Annotated in this window: 8 protein-coding genes; 5 read left to right on the top strand and 3 right to left on the bottom strand. The window is 63.5% G+C overall.

Annotated features, from left to right (window positions below; genetic code table 11):
- Positions 1 to 104 precede the first annotated feature (104 nt).
- The 3 genes from ACVOMF_RS04465 to glmS form a co-directional block, all read right to left on the bottom strand.
- Positions 105 to 8,585, bottom strand: a complete 8,481-nt coding sequence (locus tag ACVOMF_RS04465; RefSeq protein WP_481508187.1) for a fibronectin type III domain-containing protein — start codon at positions 8,583 to 8,585, stop codon at positions 105 to 107.
- Entirely contained in the window at positions 8,582 to 9,439 is an 858-nt protein-coding gene (locus tag ACVOMF_RS04460) for a sulfotransferase (RefSeq protein ID WP_481508186.1), read from the bottom strand. Before ACVOMF_RS04460 ends, ACVOMF_RS04465 begins: the two co-directional genes overlap by 4 nt.
- A 405-nt stretch (positions 9,440 to 9,844) precedes the next feature.
- Entirely contained in the window at positions 9,845 to 11,677 is a 1,833-nt protein-coding gene (gene glmS, locus ACVOMF_RS04455; protein ID WP_481508185.1) for a glutamine--fructose-6-phosphate transaminase (isomerizing), read from the bottom strand.
- Between the two features lie 215 nt (positions 11,678 to 11,892).
- On the opposite strand from glmS, the gene ACVOMF_RS04450 reads away from it, so the two are divergent.
- From ACVOMF_RS04450 to ACVOMF_RS04430, 5 genes are all read left to right on the top strand, one after another.
- The gene (locus tag ACVOMF_RS04450) at positions 11,893 to 13,161 is read left to right on the top strand and encodes an efflux RND transporter periplasmic adaptor subunit (protein ID WP_481508184.1); all 1,269 of its coding nucleotides are present in this window, start codon (positions 11,893 to 11,895) and stop codon (positions 13,159 to 13,161) included.
- 199 nt (positions 13,162 to 13,360) lie between these two features.
- Positions 13,361 to 14,086, top strand: a complete 726-nt coding sequence (locus ACVOMF_RS04445) for an ABC transporter ATP-binding protein (RefSeq protein WP_296247631.1) — start codon at positions 13,361 to 13,363, stop codon at positions 14,084 to 14,086.
- 13 nt (positions 14,087 to 14,099) lie between these two features.
- Positions 14,100 to 15,425: an ABC transporter permease gene (locus ACVOMF_RS04440; protein WP_481508208.1), complete on the top strand. Its 1,326-nt coding sequence runs from the start codon at positions 14,100 to 14,102 to the stop codon at positions 15,423 to 15,425.
- Between the two features lie 3 nt (positions 15,426 to 15,428).
- Positions 15,429 to 16,652 carry an ABC transporter permease gene (locus ACVOMF_RS04435; protein ID WP_481508183.1) on the top strand — a complete coding sequence of 408 codons (1,224 nt, stop codon included), beginning with the start codon at positions 15,429 to 15,431 and terminating at the stop codon, positions 16,650 to 16,652.
- Between the two features lie 17 nt (positions 16,653 to 16,669).
- Positions 16,670 to 17,974: an ABC transporter permease gene (locus tag ACVOMF_RS04430; RefSeq protein ID WP_481508182.1), complete on the top strand. Its 1,305-nt coding sequence runs from the start codon at positions 16,670 to 16,672 to the stop codon at positions 17,972 to 17,974.
- Positions 17,975 to 18,015 lie beyond the last annotated feature (41 nt).

Genomic DNA, 18,015 nt, shown 5'->3' with positions numbered 1-18,015 from the left:
GCAATTCATTCAGCCAACAATCACCTTGACCGCAAGCTTACCGGGGCTGGAACGACAACGCCCGGCGCGGGGCCGGGCGTTGTCGTCATCGGATCAGGGCGCGATCAGGGCCGGACCGGCACCCCGGGCATCTGCTGCGCCCCTGCACCCCGTCGGCATCGCCGGCCCTGGCAATCGTCAAGCCCGGCCTCACCCATCGCGCCCGCGCTGCCAACACCGGCACCGCCCTTGCCGTAGGTGATGCGCAGGCCAACACTGTTGCTGGAGGCACTGTTGCTGCCCTGGTCACGACCGAACAACAGCGAGATCAACCAGCCGCTACGGGTCTGCATGTCCAGGCCCAAGCCGGCGGTGAGCATGTTGTCAGCATAGCTCTGCATCTTCAGCAGATAGCCATCCGTGCTGGGCTGCTGCACGTAGTTCATCCATGCGTCACCGCTATTGGACAGGGACTGACGGTACTCCAACTTCCAGAACGGCCGCAGCTGCAGACGTTCACCCTGCCAGCTGTAGCTGCCGTCAAAGCCCAGCGCCAGCCCACTATTGCGCACGGTCTGCCGCGCATACGCCAGGTCATACGCCTGCAAGCCATGCTCGCGGTAACCGTCCAGGCGGGTGTGACTGCCATCGAAGCGGCCATAGCCGGACAGGGTGGTGGCACCGTGCTGCTGCTGATAGCCGAAGGTCAAGGCGCCGAAGGTCTGGCTGCCATCGCGCTGACCGACCGCAATGGCGTTGGCATCGCTGCTCCAGCGTGCGATGTCGAAGTCCAGACGCCCCTGCGCCAGCACACCATCAACAAACAGGTGTTCACCCGCACGCCATAGGCCATACATCGCCAGCGAGTACTGGTCGGCGTCCGTCCGCGAGGGTGAGTTATCCAATCGGCTGCGGTTGCGGCCAAGGCTGGCGGCCATACCCAGCAGACCGTTGTCGCCGTAGCTACGGTCCACACCCAGGCTGATGCCGTCGGTGTTGAAATCGAAGCCACCGCCCTGTTGCTGACCACTGTTGCCAAACGTGGCCGTGCCCGACATCCAGCCGCCCCAACCACTGGGCATGCCGGTGAACTGGTTGACCGGCAACTGCACCGGAACCGACAAGGCCTGCCCGAGCAGGTCGCCCGCGTAAGCCAGCGTCAATGTTGCCGACGACGGATTGCTGCCCGAACGCACCTGCTGCAGACGCGACTGGATGTTGCCCAGCTGCACGCGGCTGAAGCGCACGCTGGCATCCACCTGTGCCTGCAGGTTGCCGCGCACGCTGGCGTCAGCGGTCGGGTCAGGCCGTGCATTGACCGTCAGGGTCAGCTCCACGCTGGCCGCGGTATACCCCCCCTGCGCGGCCTGGTGGGCGGTGACGGTAGTACTGCCCTCACCCACCAGCGTCACGCTGCGACCAGTGATCGTCGCCACACTGGTATCACTGCTGCTGAAACTGAAGGCACCAGCACTGTTGCTGCTGGGATCAGGCAGGTCGAAGGCGGCCTCGCCATAGACCTTGTTGATGCCATCCAACCACGCCAGCGACGGCGCCGCAGCCGCAATGTCCACATGCAGCACGCCCTGCTGCGCCGCCAGGTACTGCGCGTTGCCGGCCTGGTCGATCGTCAGCACACAGGTGCCGGCATCCAGCATCGTCACCACATTGCCCGCCACGCTGCAGATCGCCGGCGAACCACTTCCGTATACCAGCGGGTTGCCGGACTGCCCACCCTGTGCCGATACGAGGAACGTCGCACCCGTGGCGAACACCGGCTCGGCCGGATCGGTTGCCATGTCATGGATGACCTGCAGCCCAGCCTCCACCTCCAGGCTGAGGCTGGCGGTATCGGCAAAGCCATTCGCGTCCGTCACCTGCGCGGTGAACGCGAACGTTCCGGCCAACTCCGGCACGCCACTGATTTCACCGTCCGCGCTCAACGACAGCCCTGCCGGCAGCTGACCGCCAGCAATGCTGTAGCTATAGGGCGCGGTACCGCCCTGGCTGCGCAGTTGGGTCCGGTATTGCTGGCCGCCAAACGCAACCATCAGTGCCGAGGTAGCCAGTTCCAGATCCGGATTGGTAACCACCAACGTATAGCTCTGTGCCACCGTGAAGGGCCCGGCACCGTAGCTGCTGTCGGTACTGCTGGCGGTGAAAGTGAAGCTGCCGGTCTGGGTGGGCGTGCCACTGAGCAGTCCCCCACTCGACAGTTTCACGCCAGCCGGCAGGCTGCCCGACGTCACCGTATAGGTGTAGCCCTCGATGCCACCATGGGTGACCAGCTGGTGCTGGTAAACGGAGCTGGCTACAGCGTCCGGCACCGCGCTGTCCATCGACAAGCTGGGCGGGCCAACCATCACATTGACGGTCGCCGTTGCGCTCGAATAGCCGTCCTTCACCTCATAGGTGAAGCTGTCCGGGCCGACGTAGCCCGGAGTCGGCGTATAGATCAACCTGGTACCCAGGACATTGGCTGAACCATTGCTTGGAGCCACAAAGACGGTGACCGCCTGGTAGGTGCCGGTGACAGAAAGAGTGATTTCCGCCGCGGTGCCATAGGCAACGTTCTGCGTGACCGGATGGGCTTCAAGCAGCGGCACCATGAACAAGGTGTTCGAGAGCGCCGAAGGCGCGCCCGTACCGACACTGTTGATGGCTACCACGGAGAACGAATAGTGCACGCCCTTGGTCAGACCGGTCACGCGTATGGGTGAACCGGTTCCCACATAGGTGGCCCCGCCCACGGTAGCCGGGTGTGGCTGCACCTGATAGCCGGTGATAGCCGCACCACCATCGAAGGCCGGTACGTTGAAGCTGACCTCGGCACTCGTCTCGGACAGCATGGTCGCGCTGCCGATCACCGGTGCTGCGGGCACTACGGCCTGCACCACGAAGCTCTGGCTGACCCGTGCTGCCGGATCATGGCTGGCATCGCCCGCCTGGTCGGCATGCACGGTGCAACTGCCCACCGATACAAAGCTGAGCACATCATTGTTGATCGCACACACCGATGCGCTGCCAGCATCCACCGTCAGGCTCACCGGCAGGCCCGAACTGGACGTGGCACTGAGCATCGGCGTGGTGCCGAAGTCGTAGCTGCCCGCCACACTGAAGGAAATGCTCTGCGCGACCATCGGCTGCAGTGCATTGGATGCAGCCGAAGCAGGGCTGTCACCGGCGCTGTTGCGTGCCAGCACGGTGAAGCTGTAACTCTGCCCTGCGGTCAATCCATCCACCGCAACCGGCGAACTGCTGCCCACGAACGGACCACCCGCTACGGCCGGTGACGGCACCACTTCATAGTGCGTGATCGCAGCGCCGCCATCGAAGCCAGGTGCGGTGAAACTGATCCCGGCAGCGGTTGCCGATGTCATCGCCGCGACACCCATCACCGGCGCTGCCGGTGCCACCGCCTGCACCGTGAAGCTCTGGCTTACCTGGGCGGCCGGATCGTGGCTGCCATCACCGGCCTGATCGGCAAGCACCGTGCAGATGCCAACGGTTGCAAAACTCAGCACACCGTTGTTGATGTCGCACACTGCAGCAGCCGTGCCGGCCACCGACAGGCTCACCGCCAAGCCGGAGCTGGCGCTGGCACTCAGGGTCGGCGTCGTACCAAAGTTCTGCGTGCCCGGGTTGTTGAAAGTGATGCTCTGTGCCGTCATCGGCTGCACCGCATTGGAGGCAGCCGATGCCTGGCTGTCACCTTCACTGTTCCGTGCAAGCACAGTGAAGGTATAGCTCTGGCCCGCAACCAAACCACTGACCGACACCGGCGAGCCGGCACCAACAAACGGACCACCGGCTACGCCCGGCGACGGCATCACCTCGTACTGGGTGATCACTGCGCCACCATCAAACGCCGGAGCGGTAAAGCCAACGTCAGCCACGGTCGGTGCACTGAGCGTGGCAGTACCGATAACCGGTGCCGCCGATACGACGGCCCGCACGCTGAAGCTCTGACTCACCCGCGCGGCCGCTGCATGGCTGGCATCACCATTCCGGTCGGCGTGGATGGTGCAGGTACCCACCGCCACAAAGCTCAGCGCGCCGCCGCTGCTGACGGTGCAGATATTTGCGGTGCCCGTGCTGAAGGTTGCCGCAAGGCCGGAATCCACCGTCGCGGTCAAGGTCGGTGTCGTACCGAAATTCTGCACCCCCGGGTTGGCAAATGTGATGGTCTGGGCTGCGGTAGGTGTCACGGCGTTGGATGGGTTGGACGCCAGACCGATGCCAACACTGTTGGTGGCCGACACGGTGAACTCATAGGATCGGCCGTTGGTCAGCCCGGTCACTGCAATCGGCGAGCTGGTAGCACTGACAGGTGCAACATCGGCCGGAATGACAACAACGGTAAAGTCGGTGATGTCCACACCGCCGGTGAAGGCCGGGGCGTCAAAGGCCACACTGGCCACACCGTCACCTGCAGTGGCCACTGCATTCTGCGGTGCTCCCGCCCGTACAGCGATCACGGCAAAGTTCCGGGTGACCTGGGTTGCGGCCAGGTAGGAGCCATTGCCAGGTTCATCCGCGTTGATGGTGCAGGTACCCGCAGTCACAAAGATCAGCGCGCCACCAGAGGTGATGGTGCATACCCCGGGCGTGCCGGAAGAGAACGTCGGCGACAGGCCGGAGTCCGAAGTAGCCGTCAAGGTTGGCGTAGTGCCGAAGTTCTGTGCCCCCGGATTGTTGAAAGTGATGGTCTGGACTGCCTTGGGCGTGGCCGAATTGGAGGCACTCGACGCTGGGCCGGTGCCCGCGACGTTGTCGGCGGTGACGGTAAACGTATAGGGCTGGCCATTGGTCAAGCCAGTCACAACGATCGGTGAGCCCATGCCATTTACCGGGGCGACATCGGCCGGGCTGACCGTGACCGTATACCCGGTAATGCTTGTGCCACCGGTGTTGCTGGGCGCGACAAAACTGACGCTGACCTGGGTGTCGCCAGCGGTGGCCACCGACGAAGTGGGTGCACCTGCCACGACCGCGTTGACAGTGAAGGTACGGCTGACTTGTACTGCCGCCAGGAACTCGCTGTCGCCCGCCTGGTCCGCCAGGATGGTGCAGCTGCCTGCGGTGCGGAATGCCAGCACACCATCGGTGGTGACGGTACATACACCTGTCGTGGAAGAGGTGAAGGTCACCCCCAGACCGGACGTCGCCGAGGCACCGCCATTGACGACGCGGAGGTCCGGCGTCGTGCCGAAGCTCTGTGAGCCCGGGTTGGCGAAGGTGATGGTCTGTGGCGAAGCTGGGACGACGGCGTTGCTGCTCCCGGATGCGCTGCCGGTACCTGTGGAATTGGTCGCGGTCACCGTGAAGGTGTAGGAGACACCGTTGGTCAGCCCGGTCACGGTGATCGGCGAGGATGAACCTACTTCGGTAATCCCTCCGGGGTTTGCGGTGACGGTATAGCCATTGGGCGAGATGGCCGCGCCACCGCTGCTTGCCGGTGCAGTGAAGGTCACCATTGCCTGCTGGTCGCCCGCAGTTGCCGTGCCGATGGTCGGCGCGCCGGGCATGATCGCGTTGACAGAGAAACTGCGGGTGATGGTGATGGCGGCGTTGGTCGACGAGTTACCCGCCTGGTCTGCATCGATGGTGCAGGTGCCTGCGGAAATGAATGTCAGCGCACCAGCACTGCTCACCGTGCACACGCCTGTTGTTGACGAAGTGAAGCCAATCGCGAGACCCGTTGCCCCCCCACCGATCGCATAGCTCGAGCTCGCGATCAGGGTAGGCGTAGCACCAAAGTTGTAGTTGGTCGGCTGGGCGAAGGTGATGATCTGGTTGGCCTTCGGTGTGACGCTGTTTGATGCACCGGAAGCACTGCCCGTGCCAGCGGCATTCGTTGCAGTCACGCTGAAGGTATAGGCAGTGCCGTTGGTCAGCCCGCCAACGATGGCCGTACAAGCCGCCGGCCCGATACAGGTTCCGATGGCACCGCCGGGGTTGGCAGTTGCCGTATAGCTCGTAATTGGCGAACCGCCATTGCTGCCCGGCGCGGTGAACGTCACCGTCGCCTGCGTATCGCCCGCCGTCGCAGTGCCTATGGTCGGTGTTCCCGGTACGACCGGAATTGCAACGGCATGGGTACTGCCACCGTTGTAGGACGGAATCAAATTTCCTGCATCATCGGCGATGTTGGTCGATCCGTTGAGATTCACCTTGATCGTTCCATTGCCAGAGATGCTGGCGATGTTCACGTCGACCGATGAACCGCTGGATGCGGATACGCTGGTAATGGTGCCGGTAGCGGTCCCCGTACCCACCAGGGTGAAATCGTCGGTGGAAACATTCACCACCGCCTCATCGAAGGTCACGGTGAAGGCCATCGACGTATCCGTCGACGCTGGTGAGCCGGAGACAGCGATGCTGGCGACAGCAGGCGGATTGTTGTCCACCGTGGCATTGGTGGTGTCGGAAGTTACCGTCGCATTGCCCGCATTGTCGGTGGCAGTCACGCTGACGTTACGGTTGGTGGCATCGATGCTGCCGGAAACGATCGTATAGGTAGCCGTCCAGGTACCCGAGCTGTTGGTGGCTGCGACTGCCGCACCACCACCGAACGCGGTGAAGTTCACGGTGACGCTGGCCATGGTGTCGGCGTTGTTGTCACCGCCGGCGGTATTGTTCCAGGTGGCGGTAACCGTATCGCCGATCTTGTAGGCACCGCTGGTTCCAGTAGCGCCGCTGATGCTGATCCGCGCGTCTGTCACCGTTGGCGCGATGTTATCTACGATAGCATTGGTGGTATCTGCTGTGGTGGTTGTGCCGGCTGCGTTGGTCGCGCTGACGCTGATGTTGCGGTTGGTTGCATCGATGGAGCCCGACGTAATGGAATACGTCGCAGTCCAGGTATTGCCGCTGTTCGAGGCCGCTATGGCTGTGCCGCCGCCAAACTGGCTGAAATCCATGGTGACGCCGTTGATTCCGGAGTTGTTGTCACCACCGGCGGTGTTGTTCCAGGTCGCAGTAACGGTGTTGCCGATCTTGTAGGCACCACTGGTCCCGCTCCCTCCGGAGATACTGATGTTGCCATCAGTCACAATCGGCGGATTCTGGCGGATGACCAGATTTTTGTTTGCCCCCAAGGAGTTGGCGGCGCCGGGAGCGGGCAGCGTCAGCACGGCATCGCCGTTCGCATTGCTGATGGTGCCACCATTGAGCGTGAGCGCTGTCGTGGACTGATAATCCAGGTCTGCTGAAACGTCGCCGGCGTGCACGGTGTATCTGAAAGTCAGGGTGTTGGTATTGGCGCCACCGACGTAAGCTGCCGGCTGATCGATTGCGCCAGTCTCCAGCATCAGTATTGGCGACCCCGTGACGTTTACGGGCGCATTGAAAGTGACTTGTACGTTGATGGAGTCCCCCACGCCATAAGTACCGTCCACAGTTGTGGAACTTACCGATTGCACCTGGGCTGGAGTCACCTCATCATCGATGACAATGTTTTTGATGCCAAAACCTGTTCCAGTGCAACTGCTGACTGACAAACGGACCGAGGTCAGGGCAACATCCAGTGCTGCAGGCTGCTGCACGCCATTGGAGGACATAAGCGGCACGGTGACCGTCTGACCTCCCACCCGAGTACCAACTGCCTGCACATTACTGCAGGTGGCGTACATATCCAGGCTCTTCAGCTTGAATGCCGGCAAGGTGGAATTGGCCGTGATATCAATGCTGCGCGTGGAAGTACCTGCGAAAGCGTATCCAGCGAAGACCGCTCGCCTATCGGAATATAGATAGGGGTTACCCGTGAGTGTCAGCTTTCCATCAGTGGATTGACCGGATTGCCTAATTTGGTAATCACATGACCCGCATAACTCAGTGGCGCTGTAGCTCTTTGTTCCGAGGACTTCGGAAAAGTCCCTAAGGCTGCGAGGTGAGAACGGCAGCGACGCACTGACGTCTCCGCGCTGCACTTCCAGCTCCCAGTCGCCGCCCTGCTCTACATTACCCGTGGCGTCCACCGACGCCGCCACGTTCAGACCCGTCTGCGCACGCAGGATGTCGAGAAATTCAGCTCCTTCCTCCCCAGCACCAAGATCACATCCGTACAGCAGCAGGTCCGCACCAGCAGCCAGCGCACCACGCATGCCATCCGTGGCCTCCATCTCGCGCTTCAAGACCTGTGCGTCCACCCTGCTGTTGCCCAGCAACAGCACGCCTTGCTCTGCATGCGAGACGATATGCAATGCAGACAGATTTTTATAACGGGCAAGCACTGCAACCAACTGCGCCATCCCGGATTCATCGGCGCGCAGTTCAACAACATCAACGCCCGGCCGGATATCACGACTGAAAGCGGCCTTGTCCGGCACCCCTGCATCGATGATCACCAGTTCCCGCGCAACTTGTCCGGTGTAGATGGCAGGCAGGCCCGCATCACCGCCAGGAGACTGGCGACGCTTGCCGGCCGAACCTGGCATGGCAAGCTCCAATGGCCTGGTAGTGGAGCGCGCAGCCGCATCCAGCCGCATATAACCGCGTGGCTGATAGCCGCCCCGCATCAGATAGCCACCAGCAGATGTTGCCGCGGCCTGCGCCGAGAACGGGAGCAACAGCGTGGAGAGTGCGCCGAGCAGTGCGTGCTTCATGGGGTGGCCTTGGTGATGAGCGGAGCCTGGGTTTCGGAACGCCGGGCGGCGATGATGCCGGCCGAGGTGCCCGTCTGGTCCTGCCAGAAATCCATGTCCTGGTATGTATTGAAAAGATCCGGCGGCAGGATGCTGCGGCGGGTCTTGAACTCGACTTTGCGGCGCACGTCGTGCAGCCCTTTCACACCCAGCTGCTGGTCGAAGCTTTCTTCGGCGTACTCGACATTGTCGAAGTCGTGCGCGAATTCCGCTTCACCCAGGAACTGATAGACCAACTGCATGGTGCGTGCCGGGTGGCGGGTCAGCAGCTCGTAGTCCAACAGCAGCAGCCGCTCGGAGAACTCGCCGTAATAGGCTTCCTTGAGCGCGGTCCAGGCACCGCCGACCACGCCACCGGCACTGATCAGCTGCTCACAGCGGCTGTACACGGTCTGCCGTGTGGCCGGGTTGTACATGCGGCTGTAGTCGAACGGATTGCGGCGATGGATGGCCTCGAAGCTGTCCATCACCCAGGCCGGGTTGCGTACGCAGCAGATGACCTTGAAGTCCGGCACCAAGCCCGCGAGCTGATGCATGCGTGCGGTCCACTGGCGGTTGGTATCGAACACCATCTGCGCCGAGGTATCGGCGTAATAGGCGTCAAGGATGGCGTTGCAGATGGCCTTGCGCTTGGCCTCATCGAAGAACGCCGCCGATTCGCCGCCCGCCCCCATCTGCTCCAGCGCGCCATTGATCAGGCCGGCGACCGGGCTGCTCATCGCTGCATGAAAGCGTGGGTTCTGACGCAGGATGCCGGCCAGCAGCGTTGAGCCGGAGCGTGGCAGGCCAGCAATGAAGTGGTAGCACCGGCTCATGCGCGCAGCCCTGCCGCCGCGTGAGCAGCAGCCATCGCACAGCACTGAACGCGCACCACCCAACCTGGCGGCACGCCTTTCGCAACACACATACAGCCCCCTGTCATGACATCCCCACCGGCGGCGCCGGCTTTTCTGCTGGTTCTATTGGGTAAACCGGCAAAAGCGGTGCGCGATCATCATTGCTTTTATGATGCTCATCACACTTTGCAGCTGCCAATCCCGCGAACCATCGCGGTCGGCACTGTGAAGCAAATCATCAGCGCCGTCTGTAAGGGCCGCCCGGACATCCCACAAAGCAAAAGCCCGGCGCTGGGCCGGGCTTCGAGCAACGTCGGGGGAGAGAGGACCGGGCTGCTGCAGATGATTATCCGCAGCCCCGGTTACGCTCCGGTGACACCTGCGTTACTCCACGGTAACGCTCTTGGCCAGGTTGCGCGGCTTGTCCACATCGGTGCCACGCGCCAGGGCGGTGTGGTAGGCCAGCATCTGCACCGGGATGGTGTGGACGATGGCGCTGAGCACGCCGGCATGGCGCGGCGTGCGGATTACATGTACGCCCTCGGAAGCATTGAAGTTGCTGTCCTGGTCGGCAAACACGAACAGCTCGCCGCCACGCGCACGCACTTCCTGCATATTGGATTTCACCTTCTCCAGCAGGCTGTCGTTGGGCGCGATCACCACCACCGGCATTTCCGCGTCCACCAGTGCCAACGGGCCGTGCTTGAGCTCGCCGGCCGGGTAGGCCTCGGCGTGGATATAGGAGATTTCCTTGAGCTTGAGCGCGCCTTCCAAGGCGATCGGGTAATGCAGGCCGCGACCGAGGAACAACGCGTTCGACTTGCCAGCGAAACGCTCGGCCCAGGCGATGATCTGCGGCTCCAGGTTCAAGGCGTGCTGCACGCTGCCTGGCAGATGCCGCAGCTGCTCCAGATAACCACTCTCCTGCTCGGCATCGACCTTGCCATGCAGTTTGCCCAGCACCACGGTCAACTGGAACAGCGCCGCCAGCTGGGTGGTGAAGGCCTTGGTCGACGCCACGCCGATCTCGGCACCGGCACGGGTATAGCAGACGAGCTCGCTGGCGCGCGGAATCGCGCTTTCCGGCACGTTGCAGATCGACAGCGTGTGCTTGTGACCCAGCGACTTGGCGTACTTGAGCGCCTCCATCGTGTCCAGGGTTTCGCCGGACTGGGAGATGGTGACGATCAGGTGCTTCGGGTTGGCGTAGGCCGCGCGGTAGCGGTATTCGCTGGCAATCTCCACGCTGCATGGCAGGCCTGCAATTGCCTCGATCCAATAGCGCGCGGTCAGGCCAGCGTAGTAGCTGGTGCCACAGGCCAGGATCTGCACGCCTTCGATGTCCTTGAACACCGCTTCGGCATTCTTGCCGAACAGGGTCGCGGGGAAACCACCGGCATCAATTGCAGCCTCGATGGTGTCGGCCAGCGCGCGCGGCTGCTCGTGGATTTCCTTCTGCATGAAGTGGCGATACGGGCCCAGTTCCAACGAGGCCAGCGACACATCCGACATGCGCTGTTCGCGCTGCGCCGGCGCATTGTTGGCATCGAACACGCGCACGCCATGACGGGTCAGCTCGGCGGTGTCGCCCTCTTCCAGGAACATCACCCGGCGGGTGGCTTGCAGGATGGCCGACACGTCCGAGGCAACGAAATTCTCGCCCTCGCCCAAACCGATCAGCAGCGGACAGCCCATGCGTGCCACCACCATGCGCTCGGGCTCGTTCTGGCTGATCACCGCCAATGCATAAGCACCGGTCAGTTCCTTGACCGTGCGCTGCAGCGCGCTGAGCAGGTCGTCGTGATCGGCCTTGAGGTGATGGTGGATCAGGTGGGCGATGACTTCGGTATCGGTCTGCGACTCGAACACATAGCCCAGCGCCAGCAGCTTCTCGCGCTGCTCCTCGTGATTCTCGATGATGCCGTTGTGCACCAACGCCACGCCCTGGCTGATATGCGGATGGGCATTGGACTCGGTGACACCGCCATGAGTGGCCCAGCGGGTATGGCCGATGCCCAGCACCGAATGGAACTGCTCGGCAGTGGCGGCGCTTTCCATTTCAGCAACACGGCCAGTGCGGCGCACGCGGCGGATGTGCTCGGCATCGAGCACGGCTATGCCGGAGGAATCATAACCGCGGTATTCCAGCCGCTTGAGTCCTTCAATCAGTACCGGAACCACATCGCGATCAGCGATCGCCCCAACAATCCCGCACATGGCCTACCCATTGGTAATTACGAGCGGACATTCTAAGTCAGCTGGATCAGACAACCAGCGGACATGCCGGGACATCGGCCTGCGGACACTGTCCGCACGAGCGTCCGCGGACACCCGGACACTCACATCGATGAATATTTTCCAAATAAATTCAATCATTTGGAGTTGGCACGCGATCTGCTTAATGGATAACAAACCCAGCAGCGAAGCCGACGATGATCCGCGACACCTCCGCCCAGGACCAGGTAAGTACCCAGCGCCCGCAACCCGTGTGGCGACGTTACATGTGGCCTGCAGCGATCACCGCGGTGGTGGTGGTCGGCATCGGCTACGTCGTCAGTAACTGGCTGGGCGCCAGCCGCTCCTTCGACGGTGACCGCCTGCGCATTGCCGAGGTCAAGCGCGGCGACCTGGTCCGCGACATCGCTGCCGACGGTCGCGTCATCGCCGCCAACAGCCCCGTGCTCTATGCCATCTCCGCCGGCACCGTGACCCTGAAGGTGGTTGCTGGTGACGTGGTCAAGCAGGGCCAGGAGCTGGCGGTGATCGACAGCCCGGAACTGCGCAGCAAGCTGGCCCAGGAACAGGCAACCCTAGCCGGTCTGGAGGCCGAAGCCAGCCGCGCCGCACTGGATGCCACCCTGGCCCGTGCCACCGGTGCCAAGCTGTCCGACCAGGCCGGCCTGGTGCGTACCGCTGCCGAGCGTGACCTGCAACGCTACCAGCGCGGCTTTGATGGCGGCGCGGTACCGCAGGTCGACCTGGCCAAGGCCCAGGACGAACTGAAGAAAGCCCAGATCGAACTGCAGCACGCCCAGCAGGACGCCAGCCTGCAGAGCCAGGGGGCAAGCCTGGATGCGCGCAACAAGCGCTTGATGGCGGATCGTCAGGAAGCTGTGGTGGCTGAAGTGAAGCGTCAGGTGGATGCGCTGACCCTGCGCGCCCCCTTCGATGGCCAGGTTGGCCAGGTGCAGGCGACCCAGCACACCCAGGTGGCCGCCAACGCACCGATCCTGGGCGTGGTCGATCTGTCGCGCTTCGAGATCGAAATCAAGGTGCCGGAAAGCTTCGCCCGTGACCTGGCCATTGGCATGCCGGCGCAGCTCACCAGCGGCTCCGGCCAGCCGTTCCCGGGCGAGATCGCCGCAGTGTCGCCGGAAGTGGTCAACGGCGAAGTCGTCGCCCGCCTGCGCTTCTCCGACAAGCAGCCGCCGGGCCTGCGCCAGAGCCAGCGCATGAGCGCACGCATCCTGCTGGACACCCGCAACAACGTGCTCAAGGTCGAGCGCGGCCCGTTCGTCGAGCAGTCCGGTGGTCGCTACGCCTATGTCGTCAGCGGCGGCACCGCGGTGCGTCGTCCGATCCAGACCGGCGTCAGCAGCCTGGGCGAAGTCGAAATCGTCTCCGGCCTGCAGCCGGGCGAGAAGATCGTTGTCTCCGGCGCGGATCTGTTCGGCGACATCGAACGCGTGTCGATCAATTGATAGGGGCCTGGATGGGGGATTCGGGAATCGTGATGGGAAACAGCTGCAGGCGTCCGGGTTGTCGTGAACCCTGCCGTCCACGCTGCCACCCTCGAATTCCCGCCCCCATCGCCGGACCTGGCTACACCCATTCAAACGCAGTCCCAGCACTCCGTTCCCGCTTCACCTTCCACATTCCCCGTCGCTGAAAGGAATACCCATGCTCCATATGCAATCCGTCTCCAAGGTCTTCCGTACCGAGCAGGTCGAAACCCATGCGCTGCGCTCGCTGGACCTGCATGTGCGCGAAGGCGAATTCGTCGCGGTCACCGGCCCGTCGGGTTCCGGCAAGACCACCTTCCTCAACATCGCCGGCCTGCTGGAAACCTTCACCAGCGGCCAGTACCTGCTTGATGGCCAGGACGTCAGCCACCTCGGCGATGACGCCCGCTCGCGCCTGCGCAACCAGAAGATCGGCTTCATCTTCCAGGGCTTCAACCTGATCCCCGACCTCAACCTGTTCGACAACGTCGATGTGCCGCTGCGCTACCGCGGCATGCCCTCGGCCGAGCGCAAGCAGCGCATCGAGAAGGCCTTGAGCGATGTCGGTCTGGGTTCGCGCATGAAGCACTACCCGGCCGAACTGTCCGGCGGCCAGCAGCAGCGTGCCGCTATCGCCCGCGCCCTGGCTGGCAGCCCGCGCCTGCTGCTGGCCGACGAACCGACCGGCAACCTGGATACGCAGATGGCACGTGGCGTGATGGAGCTGCTGGAAGAGATCAACAGCCAGGGCACCACCATCGTCATGGTGACCCATGATCCGGAATTGGCCGCACGCGCCCAGCGCAACGTGCACATCGTCGATGGCCAGGCTACCGACCTGATCCGCGAGCCGGTGCTGGCACACGCCGCCCGCATCGCCGCTGTTGCCGACAACCAGGGCTGATCCACGCATGTCGCTGTTCGCCTACCACCTCCGCCAAGGCCTGCGCAGCCTGCGCCGCACCCCGGTGCTGACCGCACTGATGGTGCTGTCGATTGCGATGGGCATCGGCGCGTCGATGACCACGCTGACGGTGAAGCACCTGCTCTCGGGCGATCCACTGCCCGGGCGCAGTGGGCATATCTACTACCCGCAGGTGGATGCATCGACGCGCGGCGAGCGGGCGCGGCGCGAGCCATTGGACATGCTCGACTACACCTCGGCGACGGACCTGTGGCGTGACGGTCCGGCCGATCGCAAGGCTTTGGTGGTGGACAGCCCCGTCAAGTTATCCGCTCCCGGTAGCCAAGAGCCGGCGATGATGACCACGTTGCTGTCCACCACCGCCGATTTCTTCCCGATGTTCCAGGTGCCGATGGCCTACGGCGCCGGTTGGTCGGCCGAAGACGACCAGCGCCGCGCCCGCGTGGCGGTGATTTCCTCGGAGTTGAACCAGCGCCTGTTCGACGGCAAGGACAGCACCGGCAAGATGCTGCGCATCCGCAACAGCGAGGTGCGCATCATCGGCGTGCTCGCGCCGTGGCGCCCATCGCCCCTGTTCTACACCGTGGCCGGTGGCCGCTTCGCGCAGGGCGACACCGCCGACTACTACCGGCAGGTCGAAGACGTAATGGTGCCGTTCTTCACCGGCCTGCAGATCAACGCCGGCAACTTCCGCCAGTTCACCTGCAACAAGCTGCCCGAGAAACCCGGCTACCTGGAAAACACCGATTGCGTGTGGCTGCAGCTATGGGTGCAGCTGGACACTGCGGCAAAGGTTGCTGCCTACCAGCAACACCTGCAGGCCTATGTGCAGCAGCAACAGCAGCTGGGTCGCATCAGCCAGCCCGAGCTGACACGCCTGCGCAGCCTGATGGAGTGGATGGACTACAACGGCGTGGTGCCGCGTGACGTCAAGCTGCAGGCGTGGATGGCACTGGCCTTCCTGGTGATCTGCCTGTTCAACACGATTGGTTTACTGCTGGCCAAGTTCCTGCGTCGCACCGGCGAAATCGGTGTGCTGCGCGCCCTCGGTGCCACCCGCACGATGGTGTTCCAGCAGTGCCTGATCGAGGCGGCGTTGATCGGCGTTGGCGGTGCGGTGCTGGGGCTGTTGTTCACTTTGGTCGGCTTGTGGAGCATCCGCCAGCAACCACTGGCCTATGCCGACATGGTGCAGCTGGACATGACCATGCTTGGCCTCACGTTCGCCACCGCGGTGGCCACCACCGTCCTTGCTGGACTGCTGCCGGCGCTGCGCGCCGCACGCATCGATCCGGCCCTGCAGATCAAGGCGCTGTAAGCGATGACCCTGGACATCAAACCCATCATCAGCACGTTGTCGCGGCACCGCATCGCCGCCAGCCTGATCGTGCTGGAAATCGCACTGGCCTGCGCGGTGCTGTGCAATGCCCTGTTCCTAGCCGCATCGCGGATGGAGCTGATCGGCATGAACAGCGGCGTCGACGAGGCCTCCATCGCAACACTCAGCCTGCTCGACTGTGACTCCTGCAGCGAGGTCGACATCAACAGCCGCTGGTTGCAACAGCTGCGCAGCCAGGCCGGCGTGCAGGCGGTGGGCGTGCTCAACGCCGTGCCGTTCGGCCAGCGCGCCGGTACTGCCGGCGTCTCACTGGACCCGGAAGGCAAGCACCATGGCGGCGTGCCACATTTCTACCTGATGGATGCGGGCGCCATCGATGCCTTGCAATTGAAGCCGGTACAGGGCCGCATGTTCAGCGACGCCGACTACCAGCCGGTGGAGAATTTCCTGCCGACGCACGCCCAGGTATGGATCACCCAGGCCTTTGCCAAACATTTGTGGCCGGGCCAGGACCCGCTGGGCAAGCAGCTGTGGATGGGCGACTACCAGCTCACCGTGGCCGGCGTGCTGGCGCACTTCTCGCGGCCGGACCCGGGCCGCAGCGAGAACGGCCTGGCCGGCATGGAGTGGTCGGTGATCGTACCAGTGACCTCCGATGCGCAGGCCGGCACCTATGTGATCCGCGCCAACCCGCGTGACCTGCAACGCATCGTCAGCGACGCCGTCGCCGCCGCGCCCAAGGTCACGCCGGAGGCAATCATCTCCGCCGACTACAGCAAGACACTGCAGCAACTGCGCGAAGTCTACTTCCAGCAGGACCGCAGCATGACCCGCCTGCTGCTTGGCATCTGCCTGGTGATGCTGCTGGTCACCGCGCTGGGCATCATCGGCCTGGCCAGCTTCTGGGTGCAGCAACGCACCAAGCAGATCGGCGTGCGCCGTGCGCTGGGTGCGACCCGCCGCCAGATCATCAGCTACTTCCAGACCGAGAACCTGCTGCTGACCAGCGCCGGCATCGTGCTCGGCATGCTGCTGGCCTACACCGGCAACCAGTTGTTGATGCACTACTTCGAGATTCCCCGGCTGCCGCTGTATTACCTGCCGCTGGGTGCCGTACTGCTGTGCTTGCTGGGCCAGGCCGCCGTCATCGGCCCTGCCCTGCGCGCTGCTTCCATCCCGCCCATCGTCGCCACCCGCAGCGCCTGAGCTGCCAAGGATCGTCCATGTTCAGTTACTACTTCAAACTTGCGCTGCGCAGCTTCGGCCGCAACAAGATCCTGACCGCACTGATGGTGTTGGCCATCGCGCTCGGCATCGGTGCGGCGATGACCACCCTGACAGTGTTCAAGGTGCTGTCCGGTGACCCGATCCCGCACAAGAGCGATCGTCTGTTCTATGTGCAGCTGGACCCCTACACCAAGGAAGGCTACAAGCCGGGCGAAGAGCCCGAAATGCAGATGACACGCTTCGATTCCGAAGAACTGCTGCGGCAGAAAAAGGCGCCGCGCCAGGCGATGATGACCGGCGGCAGCGGCATCGTCGATCCGCGGGTGGATGCGCTCAAGCCCTTCAGCATCAGCATGCGCTACACCTCAGCCGACTTCTTCCCGATGTTCGACACGCCATTCGCGTTCGGCCAGGGCTGGAGTGGCGATGAGGACCAGGGCCGCAGTCGCGTCGCGGTGATCAGCGACACCCTCAATGACAAGTTGTTCAAGGGCGAGAACAGCATCGGCAAGGAAGTGCTGGTCGAGGGCAATGCCATGCGCATCGTCGGCGTGCTCAAGGAATGGAAGCCCGCCCCCAAGTTCTACGACCTGTACTCGGGCAAGTTCGACTCCGAGGAGGATGTCTACCTGCCCTTCAGCACCGCCCTGGAACTCAAGCTGGGCCGCAATGGCAGCATGAACTGCTTCGGCCGCGAGCTGGTCAATGACGCCACCGCAGTGAACGTGCCGTGCTCGTGGATCCAGTACTGGGTCGAGCTGAACTCGCCCGGCGATGCCAAGGACTTCAAGGCCTACCTGGACAACTACTCCGAGCAGCAGCGCGCTGCCGGCCGCTTCGAGCGCCCGGCCAACACCCGCCTGCGTGATGTCATGGACCTGATGGAATACCGCAATGCGGTGCCGGGCGACGTGCGCCTGCAGATGTGGCTGGCCTTCGGCTTCCTGCTGGTCTGCCTGGTCAATACCGTTGGCCTGCTGCTGGCCAAGTTCCTGCGTCGCAGCGGTGAGATCGGCGTGCGCCGTGCACTGGGCGCCAGCCGCGCCGAAATCTTCAAGCAGTGCCTGATCGAGGCCGGCACGATTGGCCTGGCCGGCGGCCTGCTCGGACTGGTATTCGCCTTGTTTGGCCTGTGGGCGGTACGCCAGCGGCCGGCCGAGTACGCCTCGCTCGCCCACCTGGATGGCTCGATGCTGCTGGTCACCTTCGCCCTGGCGGTGCTGGCCAGCATGCTCGCCGGCATCCTGCCTGCCTGGCGCGCCATGCAGGTAACCCCGGCATTGCAGCTCAAGAGCCAGTAACGCCATTACCCCCTCCCTTGCGCAACGCGCAGGGGAGCGCC

This window comes from Stenotrophomonas sp. STEN022 (assembly GCF_056760155.1).
The sequence above is the reverse complement of the archived record's forward strand: the minus strand, read 5'-3'. Positions and strand labels throughout refer to the sequence as shown.

Excerpts from the sequence above, each read along its gene's own strand:
- ACVOMF_RS04465 (WP_481508187.1), bottom strand. The coding sequence starts at position 8,585 with ATGAAGCACGCACTGCTCGGCGCACTCTCCACGCTGTTGCTCCCGTTC.
- ACVOMF_RS04460 (WP_481508186.1), bottom strand. The coding sequence starts at position 9,439 with ATGAGCCGGTGCTACCACTTCATTGCTGGCCTGCCACGCTCCGGCTCA.
- glmS (WP_481508185.1), bottom strand. The coding sequence starts at position 11,677 with ATGTGCGGGATTGTTGGGGCGATCGCTGATCGCGATGTGGTTCCGGTA.
- ACVOMF_RS04450 (WP_481508184.1), top strand. The coding sequence starts at position 11,893 with ATGATCCGCGACACCTCCGCCCAGGACCAGGTAAGTACCCAGCGCCCG.
- ACVOMF_RS04445 (WP_296247631.1), top strand. The coding sequence starts at position 13,361 with ATGCTCCATATGCAATCCGTCTCCAAGGTCTTCCGTACCGAGCAGGTC.
- ACVOMF_RS04435 (WP_481508183.1), top strand. The coding sequence starts at position 15,429 with ATGACCCTGGACATCAAACCCATCATCAGCACGTTGTCGCGGCACCGC.
- ACVOMF_RS04430 (WP_481508182.1), top strand. The coding sequence starts at position 16,670 with ATGTTCAGTTACTACTTCAAACTTGCGCTGCGCAGCTTCGGCCGCAAC.